The following is a 17,510-nucleotide window of genomic DNA, read 5'->3' as shown; positions in this document are numbered from 1 at the left end:
CGATGAATACGATTTATATTTTCGGCCTTGGCGCCGGGGATTTCGAACAGCTGCCGGTCGGCGTGTATCGAAAGCTAAAGCGGGCGCATCCGCTCTTTTTGCGGACGAAAGAACACCCGGCTGTGAAGGGGCTTGAGGAGGAAGGAATCGCGTTTACGTCGTTTGATGATGCTTATGAAAAACACGAGCAGTTTGCCGATGTGTATGCAGAAATTGTAGCTATCCTTGTTGAACAGGTGAAGCGCGGCGACGTGTTTTATGCCGTACCTGGCCATCCGCTCGTCGCCGAACGGACGGTGCAGCTCCTTTTCGAAGAGGAGCGGCGCGGCGTTTGCCGAGTCGTGATCGAAGGCGGCCAAAGTTTTTTCGATGCACTGTTTGCTGCGGTACGCATCGATCCGATCGAAGGATTTCAGCTGTTGGATGCGACCGCCTTTCAAGGAGAGGAGTGGTCGCCTTCGTTGCACACCGTTTTTTGCCAAGTGTATGATTCGTTTATCGCCTCGAACGTAAAGCTTTCCCTCATGGAACAGCTTCCTGACGACTACCCGGTCTATATCGTCACCGCGGCAGGAACGAAAGCTGAACAAGTAAAGCAAGTGCCGCTCTACGAACTGGATCGTCAGACGGTGCTCGACAATTTGACGAGCGTCTATGTGCCGCCAGTCAAGGATGAGCCGCTGCTTTACCATCGGTTTGAGACGCTGCGCCGGGTCATCGCGACACTGAGAGGGCCGAACGGCTGTCCGTGGGATCGAAAACAGACGCATGCATCGCTGAAGCGGTATTTGCTTGAAGAGACGTATGAACTGCTTGAAGCGATCGATGAGAACGACGATGACCATATGGTCGAAGAGCTGGGCGATGTGTTGTTGCAGGTGATGCTGCACGCCCAAATCGGCGCCGACCGCGGACTGTTTTCGATCGATGATGTCATCCGCACGTTGACGGCGAAAATGATTCGTCGCCATCCGCACGTGTTTGGCGATGTAACAGCTGAGACAGCCGAACAAGTGGTCGTGAACTGGGAAAAAATGAAGGAAGAGGAAAAAGGGGACAGACAGCCGGAATCCATCCTTGCGGACATCCCGAAGAGCCTGCCAGGGACGATGCGGGCGTACGAGCTGCAGAAAAAGGCGGCCAAAGTCGGATTTGACTGGGACGATGTGACGCCCATATGGCAAAAAGTTGAGGAAGAAATGGCCGAATTTCGAGCGGAAACGTCCGGCGGCCGCCGTGCGGAGCTCGTCGGTGAGTTTGGCGACGTATTGTTTGCGCTCATCAACCTCGCCCGGTATTATGACATTCAACCGGAAGAAGCGCTGCAAATGGCAAACGACAAATTTGCCCGCCGCTTTGCCTACATTGAGGAACAAGTGCGAAAAAGCGGCCGGCCGATCACCTCGTTTTCGCTCGCCGAACTTGACCGCTTTTGGGAAGAAGCAAAAGAAAACGGACGGTAAGGGGGAGAATTATGCGTCTTGACAAGTTTTTAAAAGTATCCCGGCTCATTAAACGCCGCACGTTGGCGAAAGAAGTGGCTGACCAAGGCCGGGTATGGATCAACGGCCATGTCGCCAAAGCGAGTTCGGACGTGAAAATCGGTGATGAACTGACGATTCAGTTCGGGCAAAAACGGGTAACGGTAAAAGTGACGGATTTAAAAGAAACAACAAAAAAAGAAGAGGCCGCCGGGCTGTACGAGCTGATCCGCGAAGAGCGGACCGCGCCCGAGCAAGACGGCATCTAATTTGCCTGCAGGCTTGTTCTAAACGATCCCCCGCTGACATACATATGGTACAAACAGCGGATAAGAAAAAGCAGTTGGCTTTGCCGCCTTTCATTCTAAATCGAAATGCGGGGGATGAACATGAATCGCCACGATGAATTTAGCGGGAGTACGAACAAAGGTCCGGTCCAGGAACACGACGTGATCATGCGCGGCCGGCGTCTCCTTGACATTACCGGGGTAAAACAAGTCGAGAGTTTTGACAATGAGGAGTTTTTGCTTGAGACGGTCATGGGTTTTTTAGCGATCCGCGGGCAAAACTTGCAGATGAAAAACTTAGATGTGGATAAAGGTGTTGTTTCGATCAAGGGACGCATTTTCGATCTCGTTTATTTAGATGACCACCAGGAGAAAGCTAAAGGATTCTTTAGCAAGTTGTTCAAATGAGCATCACGACGCAGCTTCTCACTATGCTGACGATGATCGGCATGGGGGGCTGGCTTGGCATGGCGCTTGATACGTACAACCGATTTTTAAAACGGGAAGAACGGGCGCACTGGCTCGTCTTTGTGAACGATGTGTTATTTTGGGCAGTGCAGGCGCTCCTTGTGTTTTATGTCTTGTTGCTCGTCAATGATGGCGAGCTTCGCTTTTATCTTTTTTTGGCGCTTTTATGCGGATATGCCGCTTACCAAAGTCTGCTCCGTTCGTTGTACGTCCGGGTGCTTGAGTGGCTCATTTGGCTGGCGGTGCGGCTCGGACAGGCGCTCGCCCAGCTGTTCCGCTATACGGTGATCCGCCCCCTCGTCCTCCTTGGACAAATGGCGTTAGCGCTTCTTTTGTTTGCCTGGAGGCTTGTCGTATGGGCGGCTCGGTTTTTGTTGCTCGTCGTCTGGAAAACCGTCCTTCTCTTGTTCGCCCCGCTGCGCTGGATAGGTATAGCCGTTTGGCGGCGGGTGCCGCCGCATCGTCGAGTCCGGGTGGAAAAATTTTTTCGCCGCTTAAAAGGATTTGCTGGACAAATCAAGAATACAAAAGAGAAAATAGGCATGTGGCTTGCGAAATGGCGGAAATAAAAGAGGTGCAAATGCATGAACGTGCCCCGGAAACCGAACGTGACGAAAATTCAGTCTACCTACGTATCAGAGCAGGAAGAAAAAAAGCGGAAGGCATCGAAGAGGCGGCGGGTTGTGGCCGTCCGTTTAGCCTTTTGGGCTTCGCTGTTTACGGTGTTCGCTTCAGTCCTCCTCTACGCGTTGCACCTGCAGGCGAAGACGATCGACGGAAAAACAGCGGAAAAACAAAGGCTAAAAGAGGAGCTTGCGAAGCTCGAACGGCAAGAAAAGCAGCTCAAAGAGGAAATGAAAAAACTGCACGACGATGATTACATCGCTGAGCTGGCACGAAAAAAATATTATTTATCGAGAGACGGGGAAATTATTTTTGTCCTTCCAGAAAAGTGATATTTTACCTGACGGATGCCCGTTCAATACGGGCATCCGTCATATTGACACTTATTTTTTTCATTCGCTATAATGAAAGCAACACCATCTTTAAAGCGTTTTAAGGAGGAGCACTTTTTTTATGTCGATTGAAGTAGGCAGCAAGTTACAAGGCAAAGTCACAGGCATTACGAAATTCGGGGCGTTTGTAGAGCTGCCGGAGGGTGTGACAGGGCTCGTTCACATTAGCGAAGTAGCCGATAACTATGTCAAGGACATCAACGATCATTTGAAAGTCGGCGACATGGTGTATGTGAAAGTGATCAACGTCGGTCAAGATGGAAAAATCGGCCTGTCCATTCGCAAAGCAAAAGACACGCCTTCTTCGCAGCGGCCGCGCCACCGAGCGCACGACCGCTCTGCGGCTGACAGTTTAGAACAAAAAATCAGCCGCTTCCTCAAAGAGAGTGAGGACCGGTTGGCGTCGTTGCGCCGCCATACGGAATCCAAGCGGGGAGGTCGTGGAGCGAGACGCGGGTAACTTGCTGCTGAACACATGTCGGAAAGATGATGAATACGGGGACAATGAGCATCCATCGTCATGGATGCTTCTTTGTTTCGACGGCAAAAAAGGAAGGATACATTTTCCTTCTATCTTTTTTCATTGTGCATATTGACAATCATCATTTCCTCTATTATGATAATAACTGTTGTCACACGGCGGTGTAGCTCAGCTGGCTAGAGCGTACGGTTCATACCCGTGAGGTCGGGGGTTCGATCCCCTCCACCGCCATGAAAATCAACTATGGCCCGTTGGTCAAGTGGTTAAGACACCGCCCTTTCACGGCGGTAACACGGGTTCGAATCCCGTACGGGTCATCGCGAACGAGCATTCGCTATCAAGCGACATGCTCGTTTTTCTTTTTGTCTGCTTCTGTCGGAACGGGCATCCTGTCGGCGCATCATCGGGGAAAACGTCGAACGATTTTTCATTTTACTCCGTTGTTTTGACAAATTTCTGATAATTCGAGCGATATAATAGGGGGTAATAGAAAAGCAAAGGAGAGGATCGGGAATGGAAAGAGTAGAAAGAGGGACGGTGCGCCGCATTTCGGAAGTGCCGATTAATGAAACGCAAGCGACTTTGTCGCGCTGGGTGCGCCATGTGAAGCTGCGCCTTGGTCACCTGTTCGTTCATCAAGGGTTTTTGCTTCTCCTTGTCGGCTTTTTGCTGGGACGGGCGTTAATTTTAGCGAAATTGACCCCGTTTGCGCTGCCGTTTTTCGTCTCTGTCTATATGTTGCGCCGTGACAAGGCAGCCTTCGCTTTCATTTCGCTGCTGGCCGGCGCATTGACGCTGTCGTTTGATGCTGTGCTGTTTGTCGGCGTTTCCATTTTTGGCTTCCTCTTTATTTACGGATGGGTGCGGAAAGTGATTAGCGAATCATTAAAACTTGTACCGTTCGTCGTTTTTGCCGTATCGCTGGCAACAAAATGGGCCATCTCCTATTACTGGATTGGGGAGCGGACGGCGTACGGGGCGGCCATGGCGGTTGTGGAAGCCGGGCTTTCGCTCGTGCTGACATTGATTTTTATGCAAAGCATTCCGCTATTGACGGTACGGAAACATAAACATGCGCTGCGGGCGGAAGAAATGATTTCACTAATTATTTTGCTGGCTTCGATGCTGACCGGGATGATCGGCTGGTCGGCGTACGGCTTATCGCTCGAACATGTCATGTCGCGCTACCTCGTTTTATTGTTTGCTTTTGTAGCGGGGGCGGCGACCGGTTCAACCGTCGGGGTCGTCACCGGGCTCGTCTTGAGCTTGGCGAACGTCGGCAACTTGTCTGAAATGAGTTTGCTTGCTTTTGCTGGACTGCTCGGCGGCCTGCTGAAAGAAGGGCGAAAGCCAGGAGTCGCCTTTGGGCTCATTGTCGCGACGCTGCTGATGGGCTTGTACGGGAACGGAAAAACGGAGCTCGTGCCAACGCTGCTTGAATCAAGCATCGCTATTGTGCTGTTTTTGTTCACGAGCCGTTCGCTGACAGAGAAAATTGCCAAACATATTCCCGGCACGGCGGAATATATCAACGAGCAGCAGCAATACGTCCGCAAAATCCGCGATGTGACGGCACAGCGCGTTTCACAGTTTTCGAACGTCTTTCAGGCGCTGGCAGAAAGCTTTTCGCCTGAGCCGCTGTCGGATGCCGACGAATACCATGAACGGGAGGTCGATTATTTTCTCGGCGATATTACGGAAAAGACGTGTCAAACGTGCTTTAAGAAAGCGCAATGCTGGGCGGCCAACTTCAGTACAACATATGCGTATATGAAGCAAATGATGCATGAGGCGGATGAAAAAACGCTGTCACAAAACCATCAGCTGTTGCGTGAATGGGAACGGTATTGCGTCAAAGCGGGCAAAGTGGTTGACGCGATTGAAAAAGAGATGGTGACGTATCAGGCGAACCGCAAGCTGAAACGGCAAGTTTACGAAAGCCGGAAACTCGTGGCTGAGCAGTTGTTAGGCGTTTCGCAAGTCATGGACGATTTTGCGAAAGAGATTCAGAAGGAGCGGGAAAACCATTATTTGCAAGAAGAACAAATTTATCATGCCCTGCAAGAGTTTGGCATCGAAATCGGGCACGTGGATATTTATAGTTTAGAAAAAGGAAATATCGATATTGAAATGAGTATTCCTTACTGCGAAGGGCGCGGTGAGTGCGAAAAACTGATTGCGCCGATGCTGTCGGACATTTTAGGAGAGACGATTGTCGTCAAGCGCGAGGAATGTGCTGCCTATCCGAATGGCTATTGCCGCGTTGCCTTCGGTTCGACGAAAGCGTTTGTCGTCGAGACAGGCGTGGCATTCGCCGCCAAAGGGGGCGAGCTCATCTCCGGCGACAGCTATGCAACGATTGAGCTTGGCACCGGCAAATACGCCGTTGCCATTAGCGACGGCATGGGCAACGGGGAACGGGCGCATTACGAAAGCCGCGAAACGCTGCATTTGCTGCAAAAAATCTTGCAGACAGGAATGGATGAATCGATCGCCATTAAATCGATCAATTCCATTTTGGCGCTGCGGACGACAGAAGATATGTATGCGACCCTTGATTTGGCGATCATCGATTTGCAAAACGCGGCGACGAAGTTTTTGAAAATCGGGTCGACGCCAAGCTTCATTAAGCGCGGCAACAAGGTGATGAAAGTAGAGGCGAGCAATTTGCCGATGGGCATTATTAAAGAAGTCGAATTCGATGTGGTCAGCGAACAGCTGAAATCGGGCGACTTGCTCATCATGATGAGCGACGGTGTATTTGAAGGGCCGATGAATGTAGAGAACCATGACGCTTGGATGAAACGGAAAATCCAAGAGTTGAAAACGACCGACCCGCAAGAAGTCGCTGATGTGATTATGGAGGAAGTGATCCGGCAGTGCGGCGGCGAGATTGAAGACGATATGACCGTCGTTGTCGCCAAAGTGCGGCACAACACGCCAAAATGGGCGACGATTCCGGCATATATGTATATGAAAAAGGCGCAGTAGCGCGCGTATAAAAACGTTCCCCTGCGGCGATGATGGTAATACATTTCGCTGAGGAGGGGAACGAACATGCGAAAGGGAACGTTGCGGCAGATTTTGCTCATTACCGACGGCTGCTCCAATCATGGGGAGGATCCGGCCGCCATGGCGGCATTGGCGCGGGAACAGGGCATTACCGTGAACGTGATCGGCGTGTTAGACCAAGACACGATCGATGAAAATGGTCAGCGGGAAATTGAAGCGATTGCGGCCGCCGGCGGCGGGATGAGCCAGGTTGTATATGCCAAGCAGCTGTCGCAAACGGTGCAGATGGTGACGCGCCAGGCGATGACACAGACGCTGCAAGGGCTCGTTAACCGTGAATTAAAACAAATATTTGGTTCGGACGTTTCGCTGGAAGATTTGCCGCCGGACAAGCGCGGCCAAGTGATGGAAGTCGTCGATGAACTTGGGGAAACGGCTGCGCTCGACGTGCTTATTTTAATCGACACGAGCGGGAGCATGAAAACGAAATTACCGACGGTCAAAGAGGCGCTCATCGATTTATCGCTCAGTTTAAATGCGCGCATGGGTGAAAACCGTTTTTCCGTCTTCATCTTTCCGGGAAAACGGGAACATGCCGAAAAAATGATCGATTGGACACCGAAGATGGAGGAGCTGTCCACCATCTTTCCGAAATTGGCGTCAGGCGGGCTGACGCCGACAGGGCCGGCGCTGCGCGAAGCGATCGCCCATTTCGGCCGCAAACGGTCGCTAAGGAGCTGGATTGGCGATGGCGATGAGCCATACATCGAAGAATCGTCTTTGTAATCTTCCGCCCGGCACGGTCGTCACCGGCAAATGGCACGGCCGTTCGTATCGGCTGCTGCGGCGGCTCGGCAGCGGGGCGAACGGCGTCGTCTACTTGGCGGAAAGCAACGGCCATCGCGTCGCTGTGAAACTGAGCGACGATTATGCGTCGTTGGCCTCGGAAATGAATATTTTACGCCGTTTTTCCAAGGTCCAGGGGGTTACCCTCGGGCCTTCTTTGCTGGAAGCTGATGACTGGCGAAGCCCGCTCGTGCGGGAAACGGTCCCATTTTATGTGATGGAGTATATTGAAGGGGAAAACTTCACCGCCTTTGTCCGCCGCCGCGGAAAAGAATGGGCGCCGGTGCTGCTTGTGCAGCTGTTGTCTGTGCTTGAGCGGCTGCACGAGGAGGGGTGGGTGTTTGGCGACTTAAAACCAGACAATTTAATCGTTACCGGATCGCCGCCATCCGTCCGGCTGTTGGACGTAGGAGGGACGACGCTGCAAGGAAGGGCGGTCAAAGAGTTTACCGAGCTGTACGACCGCGGTTATTGGGGGCTTGGGTCGCGCAAAGCTGAGCCGTCGTACGATTTGTTTTCAGCGGCGATGGTGATGATTGCAGCCTGTTATCCGGGGCATCTCGAGAAAACAGGCGACGGGCGATCACAGCTTTTCAAAATCATCGAAGCGGACCGCTTTTTAGTCCAATATAAGCACGTTTTGCAAAAAGCGCTCGACGGCCGGTATGCAAACGCTGCCGCCATGCGCCATGACTTATTGGCTGCCTTTTCCCGCCGGTCAGCCGTGAAAAACGAAACAAAGACAGCAGCGCTGAACCGCCGGTCGGGGCGGCGGGCGAAAAAGCGCCGCAAAGTGGGTGCGATTGCTGAAACGGTATTGATCGCCGCCCTGTTGCTTAGCGCGTACGGTTTTTATATATACTGGCAACTAACGATGTAATTTATGGTACAATAGCTGTCGGGGGAAGCTAAAAGGGAGCGAAGAGGTTTTCTTGAATGATGGATAAAGTGTGCGCCTTTATTGATAGGCATAAGCTGCTTACGGAAGGGGCGACGGTCATTGTCGGTGTTTCCGGAGGACCAGATTCGCTTGCGCTTTTGCACTTCTTCTGTTCGCTTCGGGAGGAGTGGAAGCTTCAGCTCGTGGCGGCCCATGTTGACCATATGTTCCGCGGGCGGGAATCGGAAGAAGAGATGGAATTTGTGAAACGTTTTTGCGCCGAGCACCGTATTTTATGTGAAGCGGTGCAAATCGACGTTCCGGCCTTTCAGCGGCGCACGGGCCTCGGCGCCCAAGAGGCGGCGCGGAATTGCCGATATGGCTTTTTCGCTGAATTGGTGAAAAAATATCAAGCGCAATATGTCGCTTTAGGCCATCATGGCGATGATCAAGTCGAGACGATTTTAATGCGGCTTGTGCGCGGCAGCACAAGCAAAGGGTATGCGGGCATTCCCGTCAAGCGGCCGTTTCATGGCAGCTATCTCATCCGCCCGTTTTTGGCCGTCAGCCGGGCGGAAATTGAAGACTACTGTGAAAAAGAAGGGCTGACCCCGCGCCGGGACCCAAGCAATGAGAAAGACGATTATACGCGCAACCGGTTCCGCCATCATATTGTGCCGCTGTTAAAACAGGAGAATCCGCGCTTGCATGAACGATTTCAGCAATATAGCGAAATCATGGCGGAAGATGAACAATTTTTGGAGGAATTAGCAACGGACGCGCTGAATAAAGTAATGGAAAAACAAAATAGCGATGCTGTGTTGCACATTGCTCCGTTCTTAGCGTTGCCGCGGCCGCTGCAGCGCCGGGCGTTGCAGCGGCTGCTTCTCCGCCTTTACGGGGACATTCCGCCGATGTTGACTTCCGTGCATATCGACCATATACTGATGCTTTGTGAGCGCGGCCGTCCTTCCGGAATGCTCGATTTACCAAAAGGGTTGAAAGTGATTCGTTCGTACGACCATTGTTTGTTTACGTTTGGCCTGCAACGCTGCGCTCAAGGCTACTGGCTGGAGCTGCCGGTTCCGGCGCTATTGCCTCTCCCAAACGGTTACGCAATCGTGAGTGAATTTAGGGAACACTATCCGAGAAAGCAGCTAGGAAATGATGTGTTTGTGGTTGACCCTGCTGCGGTTTCTCTTCCGCTTCACGTACGGACACGCCGCACCGGTGACCGGATGGTGCTCAAGGGGACGGGAGGGACGAAAAAAATTAAAGAGGTTTTCATTGAGGCGAAAATTCCACGGATGGAAAGGGATTGTTGGCCGATTGTGGAAGATGCTGACGGCCGCATCCTTTGGGTGCCCGGATTGAAAAAATCGGCGTTTGAAGCCGGGGAGCGCGGGCAAGCCCGCTATATTTTACTGCGCTATCAGGCGATGAACAGCTAGGAGGCAAAAAGATGGGGATGAAAGACGATATCCAGAAAGTGCTAATCACCGAGGAAGAAATTCAGGAAAAAGTAAAAGAGCTAGGCGGCATATTAACAAAGGAGTATGACGGCCGTTTTCCGCTCGCCGTTGGCGTTCTCAAAGGGGCGATGCCATTTATGGCCGATTTGTTGAAACATATTGATACATATTTGGAAATGGATTTTATGGATGTTTCGAGCTACGGGAATGCGACCGTTTCATCTGGGGAAGTAAAAATTGTGAAAGACTTAAATACATCTGTCGAAGGTCGCGACATTTTGATCATTGAAGATATTATTGACAGCGGGTTGACGCTCAGCTATCTAGTCGATTTATTCCGTTACCGGAAGGCGAATTCGATCAAAATCGTCACCCTCCTTGACAAGCCGTCTGGACGTAAGGCTGATATCCAAGCGGACTACACCGGATTTATTGTCCCGGATGAGTTCGTCGTCGGCTACGGTCTCGATTATGCGGAAAAATATCGCAACCTCCCGTTTATCGGTGTCTTAAAACCAGAAGTGTACCAAAAATAAGCCGGTCATTGTGTGGCGGCCGAATTGTTTGTATTTAGGCAAATTTCTATGATAGTATTGAGTATAGTGTGTTTCATATGGGAGGAGGCAAGAAATGAACCGGATTTTCCGTAACACCATCTTTTATTTGCTGATTTTCCTCGTCGTGATCGGCGTCGTCAGCTTTTTTAACGGAACGAATCAGAGGACCGAGCCGATGACGTACGATGCGTTTATCACTCATCTGGAAAACGGGGACGTCGAGTCGTTTTCCATTAAGCCGGAGCGCGGCGTATATGAAATCCGAGGCCAGTTGAAAACATATAATGAAGGGCAATATTTTTCCACCTACGTGATGAACAGCGACAAAGTGCTTGATCGCATCGATGCAGCGGCGGCACGGACGCGGGTGGAAGTAATGCCAGCGGATGAAACGAGCGGCTGGGTGACGTTTTTCACGTCCATTATTCCGTTTGTCATTATTTTTATTTTGTTTTTCTTCTTGCTGAATCAAGCGCAAGGCGGCGGCAGCCGAGTGATGAATTTCGGCAAAAGCCGGGCGCGGCTATATACGGATGACAAGCGGAAAGTCCGTTTTCGTGACGTGGCTGGGGCGGACGAGGAAAAAGAAGAGCTCGTGGAAATTGTCGAGTTTTTAAAAGACCCGCGCAAATTCGCGGAACTCGGCGCCCGCATTCCAAAAGGGGTGCTGCTTGTCGGGCCGCCGGGTACAGGGAAAACGCTGTTGGCGCGCGCGGTCGCCGGGGAAGCAGGCGTGCCGTTTTTCTCGATCAGCGGGTCGGATTTTGTGGAAATGTTCGTTGGGGTCGGTGCGTCGCGCGTGCGCGACTTGTTTGAAACGGCGAAAAAAAATGCCCCGTGCATCATTTTTATCGATGAAATTGACGCTGTCGGGCGCCAACGCGGCGCCGGTCTCGGCGGCGGCCACGATGAGCGCGAGCAGACGCTCAACCAGCTGCTTGTCGAAATGGACGGCTTTAACGGGAATGAAGGGATCATTATTATTGCAGCGACGAACCGTCCGGATATTTTAGACCCAGCGTTGTTGCGCCCGGGCCGTTTCGACCGGCAAATCACTGTCGACCGGCCGGATGTAAAAGGGCGCGAGGCAGTATTGCGCGTGCATGCCCGCAACAAACCGCTTGATGAATCCGTTGACTTAAAGGCGATCGCCATGCGGACACCGGGATTTTCCGGCGCCGATTTGGAGAACTTGCTGAACGAAGCGGCGCTTGTAGCAGCGCGCCGCAACAAAAAGAAAATCGATATGAGCGATATCGACGAAGCGACGGATCGGGTGATTGCCGGGCCGGCGAAAAAAAGCCGCGTCATCTCGGAAAAAGAGCGGCGCATTGTTGCCTTTCATGAGGCGGGACATACGGTCATCGGCATGGTGCTTGCCGACGCCGAAATGGTGCATAAAGTGACGATCGTCCCGCGCGGCCAGGCCGGCGGCTATGCGGTGATGCTGCCGAAAGAGGACCGTTACTTTATGACTAAAGCGGAACTGATGGATAAAATCACGGGGCTGCTCGGCGGGCGCGTCGCCGAGGAAATTGTGTTCAATGAAGTGAGCACAGGGGCTCATAACGACTTTCAGCGGGCGACGAACATTGCGCGCCGGATGGTGACGGAATTCGGGATGAGCGAAAAACTTGGTCCGCTTCAATTTGGCCAGCCGGGCGGGCAAGTGTTTTTAGGCCGCGACTTGCATAACGAGCAAAACTATAGCGATAAAATCGCCTATGAAATTGACTTGGAGATTCAACGCATCATTAAAGAGTGTTACGATAAGGCGAAACAGATTTTAACGCAGCATCGGGACAAATTGGATTTAATCGCCACGACGCTGTTAGAAGTCGAGACGCTTGATGCCGAACAAATCAAGCATTTGTTCGAGCACGGCACGCTGCCGCCGGATCGCAAAGGGCGCAGCGAAATCGGCAGAGGCGACAGCGATGTAAAAGTGAACATCCAAAAGAAAGAGGAGTAATTAAGGGCTGAACGAAAAGGTCGCCTTTCTCCAAGAAAGATACAAGATATGGCTTTGCAAAAGTGTTCAGTGCGTATAGATCGTGATCAAAAAGGGTGTCCTGTTATCTTCGGGATGCCCTCTTTTTTTGCCATGGCCTGGGGACGGGCCGCCGGTTTTTCCCCCGCAACAAAATAAGGTATGATATGATAAAGAAAGGAATTTATTGAGGAAAAGTGGGGAATGAGGCCATGATTTTTGTGTTGGACGTGGGCAATACAAATACTGTATTAGGGGTTTATGATGGCGATGAGTTAAAGTACCATTGGCGCATTGAGACAAGCCGGGCGAAAACGGAAGACGAGTACGGCATGACGATCAAAGCGCTTTTGAATCATGTCGGCCTGCAGTTTTCCGACATCCATGGCATGATCATCTCTTCCGTAGTGCCGCCGATCATGTTTGCCCTTGAACGCATGTGTTTAAAATATTTCCATATTAAACCGCTTATTGTCGGGCCAGGCATTAAAACCGGGCTTGACATTAAATATGAAAATCCGCGTGAAGTCGGCGCCGACCGAATTGTCAATGCGGTTGCCGGCATTCACTTATACGGCAGCCCGCTCATCATTGTCGACTTCGGGACAGCGACGACGTATTGTTATATTAATGAACATAAACAATATATGGGGGGAGCCATTGCCCCGGGAATTATGATTTCGACAGAGGCGTTGTTTGCGCGGGCGGCGAAATTGCCGCGCATTGAAATTGCCCGCCCGGACGATATTGTTGGCAAAAATACGGTCAGCGCCATGCAAGCGGGCATTTTATACGGCTATGTCGGACAGGTGGAAGGCATCGTTTCGCGAATGAAGGCGAAAAGCAAAGTTCCGCCGAAAGTGATCGCGACCGGTGGCCTAGCGCCGCTCATTGCCGGCGAGTCGGACGTTATTGATGTCGTTGATCCGTTTTTAACGTTGACCGGCCTGAAGCTGTTGTACGAGAAGAATACGGAGAAAAAAGGATGAAAGGCTTGATGAACATGGGAGATTACTTAGTGAAAGCGCTCGCTTATGATGGACAAGTGAGGGCGTATGCAACAAGAACGACAGAGACGGTCGCGGAAGCGCAGCGGCGACACGAGACGTGGCCGACTGCATCGGCTGCGCTTGGCCGGGCGCTGACGGCGGGCGTCATGATGGGGGCGATGCTAAAAGGCGAGGAAACGTTGACGATTAAAATTGATGGCGGCGGGCCAATCGGTGTCATTTTAGTCGACAGCAACGCTAAAGGGGAAGTGCGTGGGTATGTGACCAACCCGCATGTCCATTTTGAGCTGAACGAGCATGGGAAGCTCGATGTCGCGCGGGCGGTCGGCAAAAACGGGATGCTCACCGTCGTGAAAGACCTCGGGCTGCGCGACTTTTTCACCGGACAAGTGCCGCTGATCTCCGGAGAGCTTGGCGATGACTTTACGTATTATTTTGTCTCGTCTGAACAAATTCCATCATCCGTCGGCGTCGGCGTGCTCGTTAATCGGGACTATACGATCCGGGCCGCCGGAGGATTCATCATTCAGCTCATGCCAGGGACGGAAGAAACAACGATCACCCGCATTGAAGAGCGGTTAAAACAAATTCCTCCTGTGTCGCGCATGATTGAAAACGGACTGAGTCCGGAACAAATTGTAGAACAAATTTTAGGAGATGGAGGCGTCCGCGTCCTTGAGACGATGCCGGTTGCATTCGTCTGCCGCTGTTCGCGCGAGCGGATCGCCGATGCCCTCGTCAGCCTAGGGCCGGCGGAAATTCAGGACATTATCGATCAAGAAGGGCAGGCGGAAGCTTCGTGCCATTTTTGCAACGAGACGTACCATTTCGCGAAAGAAGAGCTGGAACAGCTCAAGCAACTCGCCGAAAAAGGATGAAAACATTAAAATGATTGACAATTACGCCAATAACTGATACATTGGAAACAAATTCGATAAAATTAATCGGGATTAGGGGTGGAACCATGGCACGCACAGTCAACTCTATAACGGAACTGATCGGCGATACACCGGCCGTGAAGCTGAACCGCATCGTCGATGAAGACAGCGCCGATGTCTACGTGAAGCTCGAGTTTATGAACCCGGGAAGCAGTGTCAAAGACCGGATCGCGCTGGCCATGATTGAAGCAGCGGAAAAGGAAGGAAAACTGAAACCGGGCGATACGATCGTTGAGCCGACGAGCGGCAACACGGGAATCGGTCTGGCAATGGTCGCAGCAGCGAAGGGATATAAAGCGGTATTGGTCATGCCGGATACGATGAGTTTGGAGCGCCGCAACTTACTGCGGGCGTACGGCGCAGAGCTGGTGCTCACGCCGGGCGCGCAAGGAATGCGCGGGGCAATCGAGAAAGCGGAAGAACTCGTCCGTGAGCACGGCTACTTTATGCCGCAGCAGTTCAAAAACGAAGCGAACCCGGAAATCCACCGCCTGACGACCGGGAAAGAAATCGTCGAGCAAATGGGCGGCCAGCTCGATGCGTTTGTTGCCGGCATCGGTACAGGTGGAACGATTACGGGAGCTGGCCAAGTGTTGCGCGAAACATACCCGAACATTAAAATTTACGCCGTTGAGCCGGCCGACTCGCCAGTCTTGTCCGGCGGCAAACCGGGTCCGCATAAAATCCAAGGAATCGGAGCCGGATTTGTTCCAGATATTTTAGATACAAGCATTTACGACGGCGTCATTACGGTAACAACGGAAGAAGCGTTTGCGGCGGCCCGCCGTGCGGCTCGCGAGGAAGGCATTCTTGGCGGCATTTCGTCCGGTGCTGCCATTCACGCGGCATTGAAAGTGGCGAAAGAGCTCGGCAAAGGGAAAAAAGTGCTGGCCATCATCCCGAGCAACGGAGAACGTTACTTGAGCACGCCGCTTTACCAATTCGAAGACTAAGCAACGTTTTTCGGCAGGGGCAACCCTGTCGAACTTTTTTATGTAGCGATAGTGATATGAGCGGCCACTCATTGTACAATAAGAATAACCATGAACATCATAAGGAGCTGACCAAGATGGAACAACGGCGAAGGCAGCTGAGGCGGACAATCGGTTATCGTGGACGGGATTGGTTTCGCCAGTATGAACAGCTGGCGTACGGCCGACCGCATCACGTGCTGCTGGAGAGCGGCCAAGGGGGGAGATATAGCATTATCGGCCTCAACCCGAGCGGGATCATCCGTGCGACTAAGCAGCGGCTATCCATCACTGATTGCGGAAAAGAAACCATGTTGGACGGGCCGCCACTTGAGTTGCTGCAACAATGGTTTTCACGTTTTTCCGTGCCGGATGAGGGCGAGCCGTTGCCCTGCCAGGGCGGATTGATCGGCTATATCAGTTATGACGCCGTCCGTTACATGGAACGGCTTCCGGAGCTTGCCCGCGACGATTTGCAGCTGCCGTCTATGTATTTTTGGCTGTTTGATGATGTGGTGATTTACGACCATCAAAAACAGCAGCTTCACTTGATCGTCCATGCCGGAGACGGCGAGGAAAGCGATGCCATCCGCCGGCTTGATGCGTATGAGCGGATGTGGCTTGAGGAGCAGAATGAATCGCCAAGCTGGCCGCCCGCAGCTTCGGCAGCCGTTCCGTCCGTTTCGATGACGAGGCGGCAGTTTATTGAGGCGGTCCGGCGCGTACAGCAGTACATTGCCCAAGGCGATGTGTTCCAAGTCAACTTGTCGGTGCGCCAATCTCAGCCGCTCTTCACTCACCCGTTTGCCATCTATAAGCAGTTGCGTGCCATTAACCCGTCACCGTATATGGCATATTTGCAAGCTCCGGAATGCCAAGTTGTGAGCGGTTCGCCGGAGCTGCTTGTCCGCAAGCAAGGAGACCGTTTGGAAACGCGGCCGATCGCTGGCACACGGTCGCGCGGTCGGACGGAGGCGGAGGATGAGCAAATTGCCCGCAAGCTGCTCGCCAGTGAAAAGGAGCGGGCCGAACATGCCATGCTCGTCGATCTTGAACGAAACGATCTCGGGCGCGTCTGTGCATATGGGACAGTCCGTGTCGACGAGTGGATGACGGTCGAACGATATTCGCACGTGATGCATATCGTGTCACACATTTCCGGCACACTCGCCCCAGAACACGATGCGTTTGCCGTGATTCGCGCCATGTTTCCGGGCGGGACGATTACTGGTGCCCCGAAAGTGCGGACGATGGAAATTATCGAAGAACTGGAGCCAGTTCGGCGCGGCTTGTACACCGGCTCCATCGGCTGGATCGATTTTCAAGGCAACATGGAGCTGAACATCGCCATCCGGACGATGGTCGTCAAAGACGGGCTGGCGCATGTACAAGCAGGGGCAGGCATTGTCATCGATTCCAACCCGGAGCATGAATACAAGGAATGTTTGAAAAAGGCGGCGGCCCTTTGGAGGGCAAAAGAGCTGAGCGAAGCGGAGATATTATTTTCGAGCATGAGGTGAGAATGATGATCGTGATGATTGATAATTATGATTCCTTTACGTACAATTTAGTGCAATATTTAGGTGTTCTAGGTGAGGAATTGTTTGTCAAACGCAATGATGAAATCACCGTCGCCGAGATTGAGCGGCTCCGTCCCGATTTTCTGATGATTTCTCCAGGCCCTTGCACGCCGAATGAAGCGGGCGTCAGCCTAGAAGCCATCGCCCACTTTGCTGGAAAAATACCAATTTTCGGCGTCTGTCTTGGCCATCAGGCGATCGCCCAAGCGTTTGGCGGCCGCGTTATCCGCGCTCCAAGGCTCATGCATGGAAAAACGTCGTCCGTTTACCATGACGGGGAAACGATTTTCCGCGGCGTGCCGAACCCGTTTACGGCGACCCGCTACCATTCTCTCATCGTGGAGAAAGAAACACTCCCTCATTGCTTTGTTGTTTCCGCTTGGACGGACGAAGGCGAAGTGATGGCCATTCGTCATAAAACATTGCCAATTGAAGGAGTGCAGTTCCACCCGGAATCGATTATGACCAGCCACGGCATGCAGCTGTTGAAAAACTTTATTGACACGTACAAAAAGGCGTGA

The 17,510-nt window shown here is 52.3% G+C and carries 17 protein-coding genes and 2 tRNA genes; all 19 read left to right on the top strand.

Annotated features, from left to right (window positions below):
- Positions 1 to 2: 2 nt before the first annotated feature.
- Positions 3 to 1,463 carry a nucleoside triphosphate pyrophosphohydrolase gene (mazG, locus tag B9L21_RS15710; RefSeq protein WP_063167041.1) on the top strand — a complete coding sequence of 487 codons (1,461 nt, stop codon included), beginning with the start codon at positions 3 to 5 and terminating at the stop codon, positions 1,461 to 1,463.
- An 11-nt stretch (positions 1,464 to 1,474) separates the two neighbouring features.
- Positions 1,475 to 1,750, top strand: coding sequence for an RNA-binding S4 domain-containing protein (locus tag B9L21_RS15705; protein WP_063167040.1), 276 nt, complete (start codon positions 1,475 to 1,477; stop codon positions 1,748 to 1,750).
- Between the two features lie 120 nt (positions 1,751 to 1,870).
- Complete coding sequence (gene yabP, locus B9L21_RS15700; RefSeq protein ID WP_063167039.1) at positions 1,871 to 2,176, top strand: sporulation protein YabP; 306 nt, start codon at positions 1,871 to 1,873, stop codon at positions 2,174 to 2,176.
- A complete protein-coding gene (gene yabQ / locus B9L21_RS15695) occupies positions 2,173 to 2,805 on the top strand; it encodes a spore cortex biosynthesis protein YabQ (RefSeq protein WP_063167038.1) in 633 nt (210 codons plus the stop codon). The genes yabP and yabQ overlap by 4 nt, the downstream gene beginning before the upstream one ends.
- A gap of 15 nt (positions 2,806 to 2,820) precedes the next feature.
- Positions 2,821 to 3,192, top strand: a complete 372-nt coding sequence (locus tag B9L21_RS15690; protein WP_063167037.1) for an FtsB family cell division protein — start codon at positions 2,821 to 2,823, stop codon at positions 3,190 to 3,192.
- A 121-nt stretch (positions 3,193 to 3,313) separates the two neighbouring features.
- Positions 3,314 to 3,712 carry a S1 domain-containing RNA-binding protein gene (locus tag B9L21_RS15685; protein WP_008881703.1) on the top strand — a complete coding sequence of 133 codons (399 nt, stop codon included), beginning with the start codon at positions 3,314 to 3,316 and terminating at the stop codon, positions 3,710 to 3,712.
- 178 nt (positions 3,713 to 3,890) lie between these two features.
- A tRNA-Met gene (locus tag B9L21_RS15680) sits at positions 3,891 to 3,964 on the top strand.
- A gap of 14 nt (positions 3,965 to 3,978) precedes the next feature.
- A tRNA-Glu gene (locus B9L21_RS15675) sits at positions 3,979 to 4,050 on the top strand.
- Between the two features lie 196 nt (positions 4,051 to 4,246).
- Positions 4,247 to 6,724 (top strand): stage II sporulation protein E, encoded by a 2,478-nt coding sequence (gene spoIIE / locus B9L21_RS15670; protein WP_063167036.1) that lies wholly within the window; start codon positions 4,247 to 4,249, stop codon positions 6,722 to 6,724.
- Between the two features lie 66 nt (positions 6,725 to 6,790).
- Positions 6,791 to 7,531: a vWA domain-containing protein gene (locus B9L21_RS15665; protein WP_063167035.1), complete on the top strand. Its 741-nt coding sequence runs from the start codon at positions 6,791 to 6,793 to the stop codon at positions 7,529 to 7,531.
- On the top strand, positions 7,494 to 8,471 hold the full coding sequence (locus tag B9L21_RS15660) for a protein kinase domain-containing protein (protein ID WP_063167034.1): 978 nt from the start codon (positions 7,494 to 7,496) through the stop codon (positions 8,469 to 8,471). Before B9L21_RS15665 ends, B9L21_RS15660 begins: the two co-directional genes overlap by 38 nt.
- Positions 8,472 to 8,527: 56 nt before the next feature.
- Complete coding sequence (tilS, locus tag B9L21_RS15655; RefSeq protein WP_063167033.1) at positions 8,528 to 9,922, top strand: tRNA lysidine(34) synthetase TilS; 1,395 nt, start codon at positions 8,528 to 8,530, stop codon at positions 9,920 to 9,922.
- A gap of 11 nt (positions 9,923 to 9,933) precedes the next feature.
- Positions 9,934 to 10,479 carry a hypoxanthine phosphoribosyltransferase gene (gene hpt, locus B9L21_RS15650; RefSeq protein ID WP_063167032.1) on the top strand — a complete coding sequence of 182 codons (546 nt, stop codon included), beginning with the start codon at positions 9,934 to 9,936 and terminating at the stop codon, positions 10,477 to 10,479.
- 94 nt (positions 10,480 to 10,573) lie between these two features.
- A complete protein-coding gene (gene ftsH / locus B9L21_RS15645; RefSeq protein WP_063167031.1) occupies positions 10,574 to 12,472 on the top strand; it encodes an ATP-dependent zinc metalloprotease FtsH in 1,899 nt (632 codons plus the stop codon).
- A 230-nt stretch (positions 12,473 to 12,702) separates the two neighbouring features.
- A complete protein-coding gene (locus B9L21_RS15640; protein WP_063167030.1) occupies positions 12,703 to 13,479 on the top strand; it encodes a type III pantothenate kinase in 777 nt (258 codons plus the stop codon).
- A gap of 14 nt (positions 13,480 to 13,493) precedes the next feature.
- Positions 13,494 to 14,378 carry an Hsp33 family molecular chaperone HslO gene (gene hslO, locus B9L21_RS15635; RefSeq protein WP_063167434.1) on the top strand — a complete coding sequence of 295 codons (885 nt, stop codon included), beginning with the start codon at positions 13,494 to 13,496 and terminating at the stop codon, positions 14,376 to 14,378.
- 86 nt (positions 14,379 to 14,464) lie between these two features.
- Complete coding sequence (cysK, locus tag B9L21_RS15630; RefSeq protein WP_063167029.1) at positions 14,465 to 15,391, top strand: cysteine synthase A; 927 nt, start codon at positions 14,465 to 14,467, stop codon at positions 15,389 to 15,391.
- A gap of 116 nt (positions 15,392 to 15,507) precedes the next feature.
- A complete protein-coding gene (gene pabB, locus B9L21_RS15625; RefSeq protein ID WP_063167028.1) occupies positions 15,508 to 16,929 on the top strand; it encodes an aminodeoxychorismate synthase, component I in 1,422 nt (473 codons plus the stop codon).
- Between the two features lie 5 nt (positions 16,930 to 16,934).
- A complete protein-coding gene (gene pabA, locus B9L21_RS15620) occupies positions 16,935 to 17,510 on the top strand; it encodes an aminodeoxychorismate/anthranilate synthase component II (RefSeq protein ID WP_063167433.1) in 576 nt (191 codons plus the stop codon).

Source organism: Geobacillus uzenensis, assembly GCF_002217665.1.
In the GTDB taxonomy this organism is placed as follows: Bacteria; Bacillota; Bacilli; order Bacillales; family Anoxybacillaceae; genus Geobacillus; species Geobacillus subterraneus.
This window is presented reverse-complemented; position numbering and strand designations above follow the sequence as displayed.